Consider the following 16,346-nt stretch of genomic DNA (forward strand, 5'->3'; position numbering starts at 1 on the left):
CACAGAAGAGGAGGGACACGATGGACGTTATCGCCCTTGTCGGTCCGAGCGGAACCGGCAAAAGTCACCGCGCTCTTTGGGTGGCGCAGAAAAACGGTGCGGACGCCATCATTGACGATGGTATCTTAATCAAGGATGGAAAGGTGATCGGCGGCTCCTCAGCCAAGAAGGAGAAGAATCGAATCATGGCGGTACGCCGTGCCATCTTTGTGCTGCCTGGGCATGCCTCCGATGTGCGTCGGGCGATTGCAGAGTCGCAGCCGCGCCGCATCCTTATCCTCGGCACTTCGGAAAACATGGTACAGAAGATCGCAAAGGCACTAAAGATCGGCCCCGTGAGCAAGATCATCCGCATTGAGGACATTGCCTCGAAGAAGGATATGGAACTCGCACAGTATCATCGGCTGCGGCGCGGTGAGCACATCATTCCTGTGCCGACCATCGAACTGAAACCCCACTTTTCAGGCTATCTGATCGATCCCATCAAGAGTTTTTTCAAGACCTCCTCATCGAAGCGGCGGCGCCTTGGGGAACGCTCCATCGTGCGACCCGTATTCAGCTATTATGGAAAACTTGTCATCGACGACTCGGTGATCAAAAGCATCGTGCATATCGTTGCAGAAAAACTGGAGGAGGTATACCGCGTGGGCACGACCCACGTCAAGCATATCGTCAACGGCGATGACGACCTCGGGATCATGGTGACCATCGAGATTGTCTTTGCCTATGGACACGTGATTACTGAGGCGATGGCGGAGCTGCGCAGCCGACTTCAGACGGCGATTGAACACATGACGGGAATGGTTGTGCAAGAAATTGACATTCTCGTCAAGAGCCTGCATGTCGACAAGGCGATTGCCGAACGCGCGTAGGCTCGTGAACTATTTTAGATAGGCTGCCCAAAACCATTCTTCACTTTTTATGGAAAAAATGTTAGAATGAAAAGGATTTTTTTTAGGGATGTAGAACTAAATATATATCTGTTTTGTGTGCAGTTTTTCCTGTGCTCAAAAAATACGGGGAAAGGATTGTGACGTTTCATGCTTGAGCAGCTGGTCAATACCACAACGCTTGATATCGGCAGCCGTGCACTCGCGGCGGCCTCCCTCCGGCATGAGGTACTCAGCAACAACATTGCCAACGTGAACACACCGAACTTCAAGCGGAGTCATGTCCGCTTTGAGGATTTGCTGAAACAGGAACTCGGGTTGGGGAATGATCCTCTGATGAAGGTTGTGCGCACGCACGACCGACATTTTCCCGTCGCGTTCCGTGGGAAGGCACGCGGCGTGATCGAGCAGGACGAGAGGACGAATATGCGCCTTGACCGGAACAACGTTGATATCGACGTGGAGATGGCGGAGGTTGCAAAGAATCAGCTTTATTACAGCGCACTGGCGACGGCGGTGGGCGGACACATCAGCAAGCTGAAGTCTGTCATCACCAGCGGACAGAGTGGCTAATGAGCGGGAGGACACGATATGGGAATGTTTTTGGGAATTGATGCAGCGGCTTCCGGGCTTACGGCGGAACGGCTGCGCATGGACGTGATCTCCAACAATATTGCGAATGCCAACACGACGCGCGCACAGGGCGGCGGTGCCTATCATCGGCGCTACGTCGTCTTTCAGCCGCGCGAGAAGGGCACGGGCATCGGGTTCGAGTCCTTTCTCGCGCGTGCATCGAACCGCATGCGCCCCGGGGATGGGGTGCGTGCCGTATCCATTCAGGCAGATCGTTCGCAGGGACCATTGGTCTATGAGCCGGGGCACCCGGACGCAAATGCGGAGGGCTATGTCGAGCGCCCCAACGTCAACATCGTTTCGGAGATGGTGGATATGATCTCAGCATCCCGCGGCTACGAGGCGAATACGACGACCATCAATGCGGCAAAGTCAATGGTGACGGCGGCACTCCGCATCGGTGGCGGGAACTGATTTCTTGCGTACATTTTAAGGGAGATCAATGTATATGGAAGTACAAGCACTGCAAATGACCCCCGTAACGATGCGCGCAACGAGCCATCTCGGGGAAACCATCGAGAAAGAACCGCCCAAGAACTTTGGCACCTATCTGAAGGATGCACTCGCGGAGGTAAATCAGCTGCAGCTGAACGCGGACGAGCAGACCAAGCTGCTCGCGGCGGGCGAGGTTTCGGATGTCTCTCAGGTCGTTGTGGCCGGACAGAAGGCAGAGATCGCACTTCAGCTGACACTGCAGCTGCGCAATCGCGCCGTGGCTGCCTATCAGGAAATCATGCGGATGCAGGTGTAAGCATTGCCTGCCGTTTTCGTGTGCCCCATGAGGGGGCGACGCATAACCGTGATGACTTGAAGGGAAAGAGATTATGGGAGAGTGGAAAGAGCGCGGACTTGCCGTGTGGGAACGCTTCGACAAGCGACAGCGCTACATTATGCTCGGTTCGGCGCTCGCAATTCTCGTTCTCATCTTCGGACTCAGCTTCTGGTATGGCAGCAAACCCGATATGGTACCGCTGTTTACCAATATGGAGACCAAGGATGCAGGCGAGGTTGCCAATCAGCTGCGTGAATCGAAAATCGCCTATGAGGTACAGGAAAGCAAGACGGGTACAACCATTCTTGTACCGACGACGAACGTCCATGAGGCACGCCTGAACCTTGCGACGCAGGGATTGCCGCGCGGCAACAAGGGGTTCGAGATCTTTGATGACAGCAAGCTTGGCGTCACAGAGTTCCAGAACCGTGTGAACTATCTCCAGGCGATGCAGGGAGAACTGACACGTACGATCGAGCAGCTCGAAGCGGTCGAGAAGGCGCGTGTTCACATTGTACTCCCCGAGGACAGCCTCTATAAAAAAGAAGAGAAGCCTGCAACGGCTTCCATCATGCTGCGCCTCAAACCCCATGCGGAGCTGACGAAGAAGGAGATCAAGGGGATTGTCAACCTCGTGGCACACAGTGTCAAGGGACTGACGCCCGAGAACATTACGATCGTCGACGACACGGGCAAGATCATGAACGATCCCGACGATCAGGATGAGAACTCCATCGGCGTCAAGACCCTTACGCAGCTGGATATGACGCGCAAGGTGCAGGACAGCATCGAGAAGAAGGTACAGTCCCTGCTCGACCAGACCCTTGGTGATGGGCGTGCCTTTGCACGCGTCAGCGTGGAGCTGGACTTCGATGACCGTCTGACGGATCGTCAGACCTTCACGCCGGTGGTGGATGATGCGGGCATCATCCGCAGTCAGCAGGACATCTCCGAGAGCTATGTCGGCAGTTCGACGAATCCCGGCGGTCCTGCGGGCGTCCAGAGCAACGTTCCCGGCTATGTGGAGCAGGAGTCGAATGCGAACGCCGAATACGAGAAAAAAGAATCCACAAAGAACTATGAGATCAACGAGGAGCGTCAGCACGTCATCGCCTCACCGGGCTCAATCCGTCGCCTGACGGTTGCCGTTCTGGTCAACGATGATGTGACACAGCCGCAGCAGGAGAGCATCCTGCGCACGGTGAGCAGCGCTGCCGGCATCAATCCGCAGCGCGGCGATACGATCTCCGTGGAACCCCTGCCGTTCAGCACGGAAGCTGCAGAGCGCCGTGCGGCAGAGGAACAGGCGGAGAAGGATCGTCAGGATCGTATCTTCTACACGCAGGTCGGGCTTGCACTGCTCGTCATTGCGCTCATTGTCGGCGGCATCCTCATGTATCGTCGCAAGAAGCGTCTGGAGCGCGAGGCAGCCGAAGAGGCGAAGCGTCTCGAAGAGGAGCGTATTGCAGAGGAGCGCGCATCTGCGATTGCGGCAGGCGAGGTCGAAGAAGAAGATCTCTCCGAGGAGGAGCAGCAGCAGCTGAATCAGAAGCAGGCACTCCTTGCGCTCATTGATACGAAGCCCGAAGAAGTGGCGCTTCTCGTTAAGACGTGGCTTTCGGAGGAGGAGTAAGTATGCCGGATATGTATGGCAGCGGTGATCTGACAAATCAGCAGAAAGCTGCAATCCTCTTCATTGCGATTGGTCCCGAGTACTCGGCAAAGCTGTTTCAGCACATGGACGACGATGAGATCGAGCATCTGACCCTCGAGATCGCGAATCAGAAACAGGTTTCCTCCGCCCTCAAGGCGGAGGTCATCTCCGAGTTCTACTCCATGTGCATGGCACAGGACTATATCTCCTCGGGCGGTCTGCAGTATGCGCAGAACGTTCTGGAGAAGGCGCTCGGTCCCGACAAGGCACTCGAGATCATCAACCGTCTCACGACGAGTCTGCAGGTGCGTCCGTTCGACTTCCTGCGCAAGACCGATCCTGCACAGCTGCTTAACTTTATACAGAACGAGCATCCGCAGACCATTGCGCTCATCATGGCGTACCTTGAGCCGGATCAGGCGGCAATCGTTCTCGGATCGCTGCCGCCGGAGGCGCAGGTCGAGGTCACGAAGCGCGTTGCGATGATGGATCGCACGTCGCCGGACTTCATTCGCGAAGTCGAGCGCGTGCTGGAGAGAAAGCTGTCCTCGATGGTGACACAGGACTTTACAACAGCGGGCGGCATCAAGGCGATTGTCGAGGTGCTCAACCGCGTCGACCGCACGACGGAGAAGGCGATTGTCGAGACCCTCGAGGTCGACAATCCGGAGCTTGCCGAGGAGATCAAAAAGCTCATGTTCGTCTTCGAGGACATCGTGCAGATCGACGACCGCTCGTTGCAGCTCGTCCTGCGGCAGGTCGAGACGAAGGATCTTTCGCTTGCACTCAAGGCGACGCCGCAGGAGGTCGCCGAAAAGGTATTCAAGAACATGTCGACACGTGCGGCAGATATGCTGCGTGAGGAGATCGAGTTCATGGGACCGGTCAAGATTCGCGACGTGGAGGAGGCACAGCAGAAGGTTGTCGGTGTCATCCGCGTCCTCGAGGACAAGGGCGAGATTGTGATTTCGCGTGGCAAGGGAGACGAGATGATTGTCTAGGGTTATCAAGGCAGCCGTCTGGGAAGAGAATCCGCATCTCATCGATGTCCCCCCCCCTCCGCCGCCGCCCCGTGAGGACGGTGAGGAGGAAGGACTCAGCGAGGAGGCCGTTCAGAACCTCTTGGCACGCATTGCAGAGCGTGAACAGGCGATGGACGAGCGTGTCAAAGAGGCGGAGATACAGGTCGCCGTCCTCCGTGGGGAAGCCCAGGAGGAACACGACCGTCTTCTGAGTGAGGCTCAAACACAGATCGAACAGGATCGTGAGGACGCGCGCGCCAAAGGGCACGAGGAAGGCTTTGCCGCAGGCCGCGAGGCGGGGGAAGCCGCTGTGCGGGAGGAGCTTGCAGAGCTGATTCGCAAGACCAACGCACAGGCGGAAAAAACCCTCCGCGATGCGCGCGATGCCATGCGTGACTATGTGATTCATGCGGAGCAGGACATTGTTTCCATTGCCATGACGGCGGTGGAACGCATTCTGCCCCAACATTTCATCGACGTGCCGCAGATGGTACTGCCCGTTGTGCGCGATGCCATTCTGCGCGTCAAGGATCAGAAGGAGATCCTCGTGCACGTTCCGCCGGACAGCTATGACTTTGTGCTGATGGCACGTGACGAGCTGCGCGGATTGCTCACGTCTGGGGATTCGAATCTGACAATCACCTCCGATGAGGGATTGAAGCCGGGCGACTGTCTCGTAGAAACACCGAATGGGAGCGTGGATGCCCGCCTTCAGACGCAGATCGAGCAGCTGAAAAAAGCGGTGCGGGAAGTTATGCTATGAATACGAGTGAAACGGGGGGGAATCCCCCATTTTCCATAGATATCCAAAAATTCCAGGATGTTCTGCGCAGCTCCTCTCCGATGAAGCTGACAGGTAAGGTTTCACAGATCATCGGACTCGTCATTGAGTCGCAGGGACCGACTGTCACGGTGGGGGAACTCTGCTACGTGAGCTCTCATTTTGTGGGAATGCCCCCGATCCCTGCTGAGGTCGTCGGCTTTCGTGAGGGCAGCGTGCTGCTCATGCCCGTCGGTGAGATGCAGGGCATTGGACCGGGCTGTGAGGTCGTTGCAACGGGACGCCGGCTGCGCGTCAAGGTGGGACCCGAACTGCTCGGCCGCGTGCTCGATGGTCTTGGGAACCCGATCGACGGCAAGGGACCCATTCTCGCCAAGGAGGAGTATCCGCTGCAGGCACCGCCGCCGCCGCCGCTCACGCGGCCGCGTATCCACGACAATCTCTACGTCGGCGTACGTGCCATCGACGGTCTGATCACGCTCGGCGATGGTCAGCGCATTGGCATCATGGCGGGGTCGGGCGTTGGCAAATCGACGCTGCTCTCCATGGTGGCGCGCAATACCGAGGCGGATGTCAGCGTCATTACGCTTGTCGGTGAGCGTGGCCGCGAGGTGCGCGACTTTATCGAACGCGATCTCGGTGAGGAGGGGCTCAAGCGTTCCGTCGTCGTCGTTGCAACCTCGGATCAGCCTGCACTCGTGCGTATCAAGGGCGCGATGACAGGCACGGCGATTGCCGAGTATTTCCGGGACCAGGGGCGTAAGGTCGTCCTCATGATGGACTCGGTGACGCGCTTTGCCATGGCACAGCGCGAGGTGGGACTCACCATCGGTGAACCGCCCGCGACGCGCGGCTATACGCCGTCTGTCTTTGCGATGCTGCCGCGCCTTCTCGAACGTGCGGGCACGAGTGAGAAGGGCTCAATTACCGGCATCTACACCGTCCTCGTGGACGGCGATGATATGAATGAACCGATTGCCGATGCTGTGCGCTCCATTCTTGACGGACACATCGTGCTTTCACGAAGGATCGCGGCGCAGAACCACTTTCCGGCGATTGATGTGCTTGGCAGCGTCAGCCGCGTCATGTACGAGGTCGTCGATAAGAGTCATCTTGAGGCGGCGCAGGAGATGCGGCAGCTGATGGCAGTCTATGCCGAGGCGGAGGATCTTATCCACATCGGCGCGTATGTCAAGGGATCGAGTCCGAAGATCGACGCTGCAATCCAAAAGATCGAGGGGATCAATGAATTCCTCCGTCAGGATATTTACGAAGTGACTTCCTATGAGGAGACGGAGCAGCGGCTGCTTACAGCCGTGGGCAAGGCTGCCCCTGCCGCAGATTCTGCGGCGGAGGAGACTGTGGTCACTGAGGCGGCATCATGAAAAAATTCCGTTTTCAGCTGGAAACCCTGCTCAAGGTGACGCGCATGAAAAAGGAGGAGGCGGAGGTTGCCTTCGCCGAAGCCGTGCGTCGTCTTGAGGAGGCGCGCAGATATCAGCGCCAGCTGCTTGAGGAAATGCACCGTGGGCAGATGGACTACGAAAATCTGTCCAAGGAGGGGACACGGATCAAGATCGGAACGCTGATGAGCTTCAATCGATTCTTCGGATGGAAGCGTCAGCAGATCGAGGATCAGCAGCGCGTTATTCTGGAGGCCAATGGGGAGCGGCAGAAGCGGCTCAAGATCCTGATGGAGCAGATGAGTGCGCTCAAAAGCATTGAAAAATTAAGGGAAAAACGCCTAGAGGAATACAAGGCGGCGGTCTTGCAGGAGGAGCAGAAAATGCTCGATGAGATCGGCCTGCAGCTGACCATGCGCAATAGGGAATTGGAGGATGCGGTATGATGGATCTATCCGGCGTCAGAGAGATACAGGCGCGCATTGCGGAGATCGAGGGACAGTTCTCCCTCTCAAATCAGCAGCTGCCGGGCATGGACTTTGCCGCACGGCTGCAGCAGGAGATCGATAAGAACGCCACATCTGCCGCAGATAAGGCACATGCCGCACAGCGCGTGCAGCAGAGTGCTGCAGTAAAGCAAGCGGCGGGCGTGGAGGCGGAAAACTATGCGAATCCTGCACTGGCACGCACCATTCACTCCGCTGCCGCCAAGTATGCGGTGGATCCTAGACTCGTTTCTGCGGTGGCGGAGGTGGAGTCCGGCGGCAACCAGAATGCAGTCTCGCCTGCAGGTGCCGTCGGCGTGATGCAGCTTATGCCGGAGACGGCAGCCGGTCTTGGGGTCAACCCCTACAATCTTGAGGGCAACGTCGAGGGCGGTGCGAAGTATCTGCGTGAGATGCTCGACACCTTTGGCGGCGATGTCAAGAAGGCCGTTGCCGCCTACAATGCGGGTCCAAACGCCGTCAAGGCGTATGGCGGTGTTCCGCCATACGCAGAGACACAGGACTACGTGAACAGAGTTCTGGATATTTACCGCTGAGCGGTTTACTGATGTAATCTGGGGAAGAGGGAAGGGGATTCCATGCGGAAGATATTGAAGATCGTAGTTGGGCTGATCTTGCTTCTCGTATTGATCGCGGGAGGCTTTGCACTTGGTGTTTATCTCCGCCTCTTTGATACGAAGGCACTCAACGAGGAGTACGGACTGCACGAACTCCCCCTTGTTGGCTCGTATTTTGTTCCCCCTGCGGACGCGGAACATACGGCATCGTCGACCGAGACAGCCTCTCAGCCTGCGAGTGCAGCAGCAGCGGCGGCACCGAAAAAGGGATCTGAGAGCGTGAAGATCACAAAAGAGGAGATCGAGAAGCAGCAAAAGGAACGCGAGGCTGCGGAGAAGAAGCGCGTCACAAAGCTCGCGCGTCTCTACAACGACATGAAGCCTGCGGACGCGGCAAAGGTCATGGAGACGCTGGACATCGATCTCTGTATTGCCATTCTTCAGCGCATGGACGAGGGCAATGCCGCGAAGGTCATCACATCGTTTGATCCGTCGCGTGCGGCTGAGATCACGCAGATCATCTATGAGGGGGTACCGCGCAAAGCGGCGAAGGCACGCAAGGCGACAAATGCTGCGGTGCCGGGCATGGATTTGTCGGAGGACGCTGTGCCGGCACAGTAACGGGGAATTGCAATATCGGATGGAGAGAACCTGCGAAGCAGCTGAAAAGCATACTTCGCAGGTTTTTGTTGGGAGGGCAGACTCTTGCGCCGTATATATTTATTGCTCACGGTATTCCTGGTCAGCATGCTTGGAGTCCTCTTCGCGCTGCGCCCTGCGGAGGCGGCGTTCAGTGACCACGCCAAGGAGCTCACGAAGATCACAGGGGTACGCATTGGAAAAACGGATGGAAATGTCCGCATTGTCGTGGACTCTGAGCAGCCTGTTTCCTACAAGCAGAGCGTGCTCGCGAATCCGACCCGCATTGTTCTGGACGTGCAGAACGCATGGATTACGCCGGAGACCAAGAAGGATATCAGCGTGGATTCGCCCCTTGTCTCGCGCATACGCGTCGCTCAGTTTGATGCTGCGACCGTACGCATTGTTGTGGAGACAACGGTGGGGAAGGGCGGATGGAAACTCTTTGCGCTCAGTGGGGACAAGCCGCGCATCGTCATGGATTTTGGCGCGGCACCCGACAGTGGAAGAAAGGTGCAGCCGTCGCAGACGGTGGAAAAGCCTGTGCCTGTGCAGCCGCCCGCGGTCGATGTGGATGAGGAGGAGCCGGCACGTGATCGGGGTCAGCTCGACCGCGATCTCTCGGCGATCACGGGATTGAAAGGGCGCACAATCGCCATTGATCCCGGCCACGGCGGCAGCGACTCAGGTGCCATCGGTCCGACGGGGATTATGGAGAAGTCCATAACCCTGCGCGTCAGCCGCGAACTCAAGCGACTTCTTGAGGCGGAGGGCGCGACCGTCATTCTGACGCGTACGGGGGATACGGAGGTTTCCACGAAGGGGGCGAATGCCACCTCGGTCGAGGAACTCGAAGCACGCTGCGAGGTTGCAAATCGTGCGCATGCGGACATCTTCCTCTCGATTCATGCGGATGCCTTCACGAACCGTGAGGTAAAGGGCACAACGGCGTACTACTATACACAGGGGTCAAAGCAGTCGAAGCTTCTTGCCGACTGCGTGCGCACGGCGCTCATCGACGCCATCGGGACGCTCGACCGCGGTACCCAGACGAGTAATTTCTACGTGGTGAAGCATACGGATATGCCCGCGATCCTCGTGGAGATCTCCTTTATCTCGAATCCGGATGAGGAGAAGATGATGAACAGCGAGGAGGGCATCAAGAAGATAGCACAGGGCATTGCGGACGGGATTGCAGATTATTTCGGATGATATCAGTGATTCCTTAGGGAAGGAGGGAGAATTTGCAGGAGGTTCACGGCTATCCGGCGCGTGTGCGCCAGTTTATTATCGTTCTCCTCCCGATCCTTGTCACACAGATATCGCTTATGGCGCCGGGCTTTTTCAATACGGTTATGGCGGGGCATATCAGCAAGGAGGATCTCGCGGGCATCGCCGTCGGGGCGAGCATCTTCTTTCCTGTGTTTGGGGCTTTTATGGGGCTCGTTTCTGGGCTGACGCCCATCATCGCCCAGCATTATGGTGCGCGCCGCACACGGGAGATTCGGAGCGTCGTTCAGCAGAGTTTCTACTGGGCGACGCTTCTTGCCGCGTTCATGCTCCTCGTCGGTGTGCTTACCGTTCCGCATCTCGTGCGTGCCCTTGCACTTGAGCCTGTGGTCGAGCGAATTACAATGGAGTACCTCTCCTATATTGCGCTCGGTCTCATCCCCGTTGCACCTGCGATTGTTCTGCGCAACTTCATTGATGCGCACGGACGGACGCGTCTCACCATGTATATCACGATGACAACGATCCCGATCAACATCGTTCTCAACTATATCTTTATGTACGGCGCATGTGGGATCCAACCGCTTGGCGGACCGGGCGCGGGGCTGGGGGCAGCATTGAGCTACGGTGTGTTTCTCGTGCTGAACAGCATCGTAGTCCTGCGAATGAAACAGTTCGCACGCTATCATGTCTTTGCGCGTCCGCCGCGGCCGATCCCGCGTGACTGGTGGAAAATGCTCGCCATCTGTGTGCCCATCGGGCTGACTGTCTTCTGCGAGCAGAGCATCTTCGGTGCCGTGGGACTCCTCATGGCGGCGTACGGGACGACCGTGGTTGCTGCGCACCAGGCGGCGATGAACTTCACGACAATCGTCTATATGATGCCCCTTTCCGTCTCCATGGCAGTCACCATATTGGTCGGCTTCGAGGTCGGCGGCAGACGTGAAAATGGGGCGCGCGCCTACATCCGTCTCAGCCGTGTGCTGACCCTCGTCTTCGTCGGCGTGATCGCTCTCGTACTTGCGGCGATGCGCGACTCTGTTGCGGCACTCTACACGACGAATCCTGAGGTACAGGAGCTTCTGCGCGTCTTCCTCCTCTACGCGCTCGTCATGCAGTTCTGCGACTGCGTCAATGCCCCTCTGCAGGGGGCGCTGCGCGGCTACAAGGATGTCACCGTCACGTTTTGGCTTGCCGTCCTCTCGTTCTGGGGGCTCGGCCTGCCGGCGGGCTGCGCGCTCGCTGCTTGGACGGAGCTTGGACCATACGGCTATTGGGCTGGGCTGAACGGTGGTATCCTCGTCGGAGCCGTGCTGCTTATGATCCGTCTGCGCATCATTGAAGAGCGCATGCGGCGTGCAAAGCGTGCGCTGAGTTCGTGATAGTTTTCTCCTATGAATATTTTATGACCCGTATTATATTTGGATGTTCTATGCGAAAAATCCTATTGAATTTTCTGTAGAACGTGGTATGATGTACCCCATGAGGGGAAATGTTCCCATACAATTTTTTCTCAAAAGAGAAAGATAGCCAGACTATGTGATTTTTTTCACTATAAGAATAAGGAGTGGGGTCATTATGGCGGATCAGAAGCATGTGGTCATCGTCGGAGCCGGATTCGGGGGCGTGCGTCTCGCCAAGGAACTTGCCAAGGAAAACGTGCGCGTCACGCTTGTGGATCGGCATAATTATCATCTGTTCCAACCGCTGCTCTATCAGGTGAGTACGGCTGTACTCTCTGCGTCGGAGATCGCCTACCCCACACGCCAGTTCTTCAAGAATAACAACAATGTCAACTTCTTTATGTCGAAGGCGCTTGGTGTCGATCAGGATCGGCGCGTGCTGATCACGAAGCACGGTGAGATCTCCTACGATTACCTCGTGCTTGCGGCTGGCGCAACGACGAATTTCTTCGGCAACGAGAGCGTTGCGCGCAACTCCTATGCGATGAAGACGCTGCAGGAGGCAATCGCGCTGCGTGGTCATCTCATTCATGAGTTCGAGCGTGCCGCACGTAAATCCGGCCCCGATCAGCGCGAGGCGCGTCAGCGTCATCTCAACTTTGTCATCGTCGGCGGCGGTGCAACGGGCATTGAAATGGCGGGCGCGCTGATGGAGCTGATCGACATCTTCAAGAAGGAGTTCCACACGCTCGACTTCAGCGAAGTCCACGTGACCCTCCTTGAGGCGATGGGCTCTGTGCTGCCGATGGTACCGCCCGATCTGCAGCAGCATACCATTGACGTACTGCGCAAACGCGGTGTCGATGTGCGGCTCAATACGGCGGTTACGGAGTATGACGGAAATGACCTCAAGCTCAATAATGGAGAGGTCATTCCAACCAAGACGGTGATCTGGGCGGCGGGGGTACGCGCGCAGGACTTCATCAAGGACTGCGGCGGAGAGGTCGATCGCGCAGGGCGCATTATCGTCGAGGAGAATCTGCTGGTGAAGGGCAGCGACCGCGTCTTTGCCATCGGTGACTGCGCGAACTTCCAGCATGGGACGGAGCGCCCGCTCCCGACGGTTGCACCTGTGGCGACACAGGAAGCCATGCAGGTCAAGGAGAATATCATGGCGCTGATCGCGGGCAAGACCCCCGACCAGCTCGGCAAATTCGTCTACAAGGATCTCGGGGCGATGGCGACCATCGGAAAGGGCGAGGCGGTCATGAACGGGCCCATGCCCGTGCTTGGATTCAACCTCAAGGCGAGCGGCTTCTTTGCATGGTTCGCGTGGATGCTTGTCCATCTCGTCCGCCTTGCGGGAAAATACGCAGACTTTACGGTTTCCGTCAAGTGGATCTGGAACTTCTTCTTTGGCACGCGTCTCGCGCGCATCATCCACAGCAAATTGGAGTAACACTTGCACCCTGCGCAGATTTGTGCTATACTTGCGCGGTAATGAACGCAGGGCGTTTGTTTATGACTCGTTCTCGGCGAGACAGCCGAGTTCAACCAAGTGTGCACAAGCGCGCTTGTATCCGGCAAAAGAAACGAGGTGTATTTACATGAAAGAGGGCATTCATCCCGAGTTCTTCGAGGCGACGGTGACGTGCGGCTGCGGCAATACGTTCACGACCGGCTCGACGAAGAAGGATCTGCGCATCGACGTCTGCTCGAAGTGCCATCCCTTCTTCACGGGGCGTCAGCGCGACGTTCAGGCGGGCGGACGCATCGAGAAGTTCCAGAAGCGTTACGCGCGGAAATAGCAGCATAGGTGAGGCGCACTGCGCCTTGCCTCTTCGCCGCACGACAACAGGGAGAGGCTATTGTACGAGAGATCGTGCAATAGCCTCTTTTTTCTACGAAAAATGTCATGGAAGATTTCAGGCGTGTGCCTCACGCATCCACAGGATAGATTCATTTTTCGCAACAGTATCATAGAGCAAAGGAAATCCTATGCCAAAGAAAATTACTGACCTTGCGGTCGGCGGGCAGGCGGTCATCGAGGGGGTCATGATGCGCGACGCGAATAAGACCGCGACCGCCGTGCGCCTCCCAAACGGGGAAATCGAAGTGGAGACGCATCCCGTCACGTCGGTCCGTGACCGCTATCCAGTCCTCAACCTGCCGCTGATTCGCGGCTCTGTTATCATGGTCGAGTCCCTCGTCATCGGCATGCGTGCCCTCTCGTTCTCTGCACAGGCGGCGGGCGAGGAGGACGAGCAGATGACAAAGAAGGAGATCGCGCTGACGATCCTCTTTGCACTCGTCCTTGCGAGTGTGCTCTTCATCGTCATCCCGACGGGAGCGGCGCATCTCGCTGCCTCGTATACGGACGATCCCGTTGTGTTCAACCTCATCGAGGGCGGCATCCGCCTCCTCGTGTTCCTCCTCTATATATGGGGCATCTCCTTTATGGGCGGCATCCGCCGCGTGTTCCAGTACCACGGCGCGGAGCACAAGACAATCCACTGCTATGAGGCGGGCGAGGCGCTGACTGTGGAGAACGTGCAGAAGTTCCCGCGGCTGCACCCGCGCTGCGGCACAAATTTTTTACTGATCGTCATGGTCGTCGCCATCGTCTTTCACGTATTCTTCGGCTGGCCGGATCTCTGGCTGCGCATCCTCTCCCGCCTTGCCGTCCTGCCCGTGGTCGCGGGTGTCTCCTATGAGATCATCCGCTTTGCAGGACGCAGTGAGAACCGCATCGTGCACATCCTGATCACACCGGGGCTGTGGCTGCAGTATCTGACGACGCGCCCGCCTGCCGATGAGATGATCGAGGTTGCGATTGAAAGCCTCAAGGCGGTACTGCCGCCCGAGGACATCCCCGCAGGAAGTGGAAACTACCGAAAGGAAGTAACGTGTTAAGCAAACTGAATGCCGTTGCGGACAAATATCATGAGCTTGAGGCGCTTCTCAGCGATCCCTCTGTGATGGCAGATATGGAAAAGTGGCAGCGCTATACGCGCGAGCATGCCGCGCTTACCCCGATCATCGAGGCGTACGATGCCTATCGACAGGCGCTCGCGACCATCGAAGAGGATAAGGAAATGCTCGCCGAGGCGGATGCCGAGATGAAGGAAATGCTCGCCGAGGAGATCGCAGAGGCGGAGGCGCGCCGCGATCAGCTGGCGGAGCAGCTGCCGATTCTTCTCCTGCCGCGCGACCCGAACGACGATAAGAACGTCATCGTCGAGATACGCGGCGGCGTGGGCGGCGAGGAGGCGGCACTCTTTGCCGCGAGCCTCTTTCGGATGTATGCGCGCTATGCAGAGCGGCAGGGCTGGCGGACGGAGATCCTGAGCAGCAATCCAACGGAGATCGGCGGGTTCAAGGAAATTTCCTTTCTTGTGAATGGAGCGGGGGCGTACAGTCGTCTGAAATACGAAAGCGGCACGCACCGCGTCCAGCGCATTCCCGTCACGGAGTCGGGCGGGCGCATCCACACGTCGGCGGTCACGGTCGCAGTACTCCCCGAGGCGGAGGAGGTCGAGGTCACGGTCGATCCGAATGATCTGCGCATCGACACCTACTGTGCATCGGGGGCGGGCGGACAGTACGTCAACCGTACGGAGACGGCGATCCGCATCACGCATATTCCAACGGGTATTGTCGTGCAGTGTCAGGATGAGAAGTCCCAGCTCAAGAACCGTGAGAAGGCGATGAAGGTGCTGCGCGCACGGCTCTATGACCGCGCACAGCAGGAGCAGGCGGATGCCGTTGCCGCCGATCGCCGCAGTCAGGTCGGCTCGGGCGACCGCAGCGAGCGCATCCGTACGTATAATTTTCCGCAGGGGCGCGTGACCGATCACCGCATCGGGCTGACCCTCTACAAGATCGACACCGTTCTTGATGGGGAACTCGACGAAATTCTTGTGGGACTCATCACAGCGGATCAGGCGGAACGGCTGAAACAGGTGAACTGATGGCGGATGCTGTTTGGACGATTGCACGTCTCCTCACATGGACGACAGACTTCTTTCGGGAGCATGACATCGAGAATCCGCGCCTCGATGCAGAGGTTCTGCTCTCTGCTGTGCTGGGCAAGGATCGGATGTATCTCTATGTGCATTTTGACGAGCCACTTGAGCCGGCAGAGCTCGCGCAGTTCCGCGTCTCTGTGAAGGAGCGGGCGGCACGTATGCCGCTCGCTTACGTGCTCGGGCGGCGTGAGTTTATGGGACTCGACTTCCGCGTCACGCGCGATACGCTGATTCCGCGTCCGGATACGGAGGTGCTCGTGCAGTGTGCGGTGGATTTCCTGCGTGCACGCGCGGAAAACGGGGCGGACGATCTGCGTATTGCCGATGTTGGAACGGGCACAGGGGCGATTGCACTCTCTGCCCTTCACTATACGGAGGGGACGTGCGCGGATGCCGTGGACATCTCACCTGCTGCCGCCGCAGTTGCGCGGGAGAATGCTGAGGCATTGGGGCTGCTGGAGCGCATTGAGATTCAGGTCGGTGATCTGCTTACACCGCTTGCGGGGCGCAGCTATGACATGATCCTCTCGAACCCGCCCTATATTCCGTCCGCTGATATTGCGGGGCTGATGCCGGAGGTGCGCAGCTATGAGCCGCACCTTGCGCTCGACGGCGGTACGGACGGACTGGACATCTACCGCCGATTGACAGCGGAGGCACCCGCGCTCTTGAAGGCTGGCGGCGGGATCGCTGTTGAGGTCGGAATCGGTGAGGTGCACGATGTTGCGGCATTGATGGAGGCGCATCCGCGCATTGTGCGGACAGAGACGCTGAAGGATCTCGGCGGGATTGAGCGCGTGGTGATGGGGTATACGGAGTGAGGAGGGA

Annotated in this window: 18 protein-coding genes; all 18 read left to right on the forward strand. The window is 57.8% G+C overall.

Going from position 1 to position 16,346, the window contains the following annotated elements; genetic code table 11:
* Nucleotides 1-20 precede the first annotated feature (20 nt).
* The 18 genes from C8273_RS04545 to prmC all read left to right on the forward strand — a co-directional run bounded on the left by C8273_RS04545 (nt 21) and on the right by prmC (nt 16,339).
* Nucleotides 21-872: an Asp23/Gls24 family envelope stress response protein gene (locus C8273_RS04545; protein WP_106626578.1), complete on the forward strand. Its 852-nt coding sequence runs from the start codon at nt 21-23 to the stop codon at nt 870-872.
* 168 nt (nt 873-1,040) lie between these two features.
* Entirely contained in the window at nt 1,041-1,463 is a 423-nt protein-coding gene (gene flgB / locus C8273_RS04550; protein ID WP_106626579.1) for a flagellar basal body rod protein FlgB, read from the forward strand.
* 18 nt (nt 1,464-1,481) lie between these two features.
* Nucleotides 1,482-1,937, forward strand: coding sequence for a flagellar basal body rod protein FlgC (flgC, locus tag C8273_RS04555; protein WP_106626580.1), 456 nt, complete (start codon nt 1,482-1,484; stop codon nt 1,935-1,937).
* A gap of 34 nt (nt 1,938-1,971) precedes the next feature.
* Nucleotides 1,972-2,274 carry a flagellar hook-basal body complex protein FliE gene (fliE, locus tag C8273_RS04560; protein WP_106626581.1) on the forward strand — a complete coding sequence of 101 codons (303 nt, stop codon included), beginning with the start codon at nt 1,972-1,974 and terminating at the stop codon, nt 2,272-2,274.
* A 73-nt stretch (nt 2,275-2,347) separates the two neighbouring features.
* Nucleotides 2,348-3,928, forward strand: a complete 1,581-nt coding sequence (gene fliF / locus C8273_RS04565; RefSeq protein ID WP_106626582.1) for a flagellar basal-body MS-ring/collar protein FliF — start codon at nt 2,348-2,350, stop codon at nt 3,926-3,928.
* A 2-nt stretch (nt 3,929-3,930) separates the two neighbouring features.
* Nucleotides 3,931-4,950 (forward strand): flagellar motor switch protein FliG, encoded by a 1,020-nt coding sequence (gene fliG / locus C8273_RS04570; protein WP_106626583.1) that lies wholly within the window; start codon nt 3,931-3,933, stop codon nt 4,948-4,950.
* The gene (locus C8273_RS04575; RefSeq protein ID WP_106626584.1) at nt 4,943-5,734 is read left to right on the forward strand and encodes a FliH/SctL family protein; all 792 of its coding nucleotides are present in this window, start codon (nt 4,943-4,945) and stop codon (nt 5,732-5,734) included. Before fliG ends, C8273_RS04575 begins: the two co-directional genes overlap by 8 nt.
* Nucleotides 5,731-7,137 carry a flagellar protein export ATPase FliI gene (gene fliI, locus C8273_RS04580; protein WP_106626585.1) on the forward strand — a complete coding sequence of 469 codons (1,407 nt, stop codon included), beginning with the start codon at nt 5,731-5,733 and terminating at the stop codon, nt 7,135-7,137. The genes C8273_RS04575 and fliI overlap by 4 nt, the downstream gene beginning before the upstream one ends.
* Nucleotides 7,134-7,601, forward strand: a complete 468-nt coding sequence (gene fliJ, locus C8273_RS04585; RefSeq protein WP_106626586.1) for a flagellar export protein FliJ — start codon at nt 7,134-7,136, stop codon at nt 7,599-7,601. Before fliI ends, fliJ begins: the two co-directional genes overlap by 4 nt.
* The gene (locus tag C8273_RS04590) at nt 7,598-8,197 is read left to right on the forward strand and encodes a lytic transglycosylase domain-containing protein (protein ID WP_106626587.1); all 600 of its coding nucleotides are present in this window, start codon (nt 7,598-7,600) and stop codon (nt 8,195-8,197) included. The genes fliJ and C8273_RS04590 overlap by 4 nt, the downstream gene beginning before the upstream one ends.
* A 42-nt stretch (nt 8,198-8,239) precedes the next feature.
* On the forward strand, nt 8,240-8,839 hold the full coding sequence (locus tag C8273_RS04595; RefSeq protein WP_106626588.1) for a MotE family protein: 600 nt from the start codon (nt 8,240-8,242) through the stop codon (nt 8,837-8,839).
* 84 nt (nt 8,840-8,923) lie between these two features.
* Entirely contained in the window at nt 8,924-10,069 is a 1,146-nt protein-coding gene (locus C8273_RS04600; protein ID WP_106626589.1) for an N-acetylmuramoyl-L-alanine amidase, read from the forward strand.
* A 32-nt stretch (nt 10,070-10,101) separates the two neighbouring features.
* Nucleotides 10,102-11,469 (forward strand): MATE family efflux transporter, encoded by a 1,368-nt coding sequence (locus C8273_RS04605; protein ID WP_106626590.1) that lies wholly within the window; start codon nt 10,102-10,104, stop codon nt 11,467-11,469.
* 196 nt (nt 11,470-11,665) lie between these two features.
* Nucleotides 11,666-12,949 carry an NAD(P)/FAD-dependent oxidoreductase gene (locus C8273_RS04610; RefSeq protein WP_106626591.1) on the forward strand — a complete coding sequence of 428 codons (1,284 nt, stop codon included), beginning with the start codon at nt 11,666-11,668 and terminating at the stop codon, nt 12,947-12,949.
* Between the two features lie 148 nt (nt 12,950-13,097).
* Complete coding sequence (gene rpmE / locus C8273_RS04615) at nt 13,098-13,298, forward strand: 50S ribosomal protein L31 (RefSeq protein WP_006307374.1); 201 nt, start codon at nt 13,098-13,100, stop codon at nt 13,296-13,298.
* Nucleotides 13,299-13,488: 190 nt separating this feature from the next.
* The gene (locus C8273_RS04620) at nt 13,489-14,403 is read left to right on the forward strand and encodes a DUF1385 domain-containing protein (protein ID WP_106626592.1); all 915 of its coding nucleotides are present in this window, start codon (nt 13,489-13,491) and stop codon (nt 14,401-14,403) included.
* Nucleotides 14,397-15,461, forward strand: a complete 1,065-nt coding sequence (gene prfA / locus C8273_RS04625; RefSeq protein WP_106626593.1) for a peptide chain release factor 1 — start codon at nt 14,397-14,399, stop codon at nt 15,459-15,461. The genes C8273_RS04620 and prfA overlap by 7 nt, the downstream gene beginning before the upstream one ends.
* On the forward strand, nt 15,461-16,339 hold the full coding sequence (prmC, locus tag C8273_RS04630) for a peptide chain release factor N(5)-glutamine methyltransferase (RefSeq protein ID WP_106626594.1): 879 nt from the start codon (nt 15,461-15,463) through the stop codon (nt 16,337-16,339). Before prfA ends, prmC begins: the two co-directional genes overlap by 1 nt.
* Nucleotides 16,340-16,346 lie beyond the last annotated feature (7 nt).

This window comes from Candidatus Centipeda massiliensis (assembly GCF_900290285.1).
Classification (GTDB): domain Bacteria; phylum Bacillota; class Negativicutes; order Selenomonadales; family Selenomonadaceae; genus Centipeda; species Centipeda massiliensis.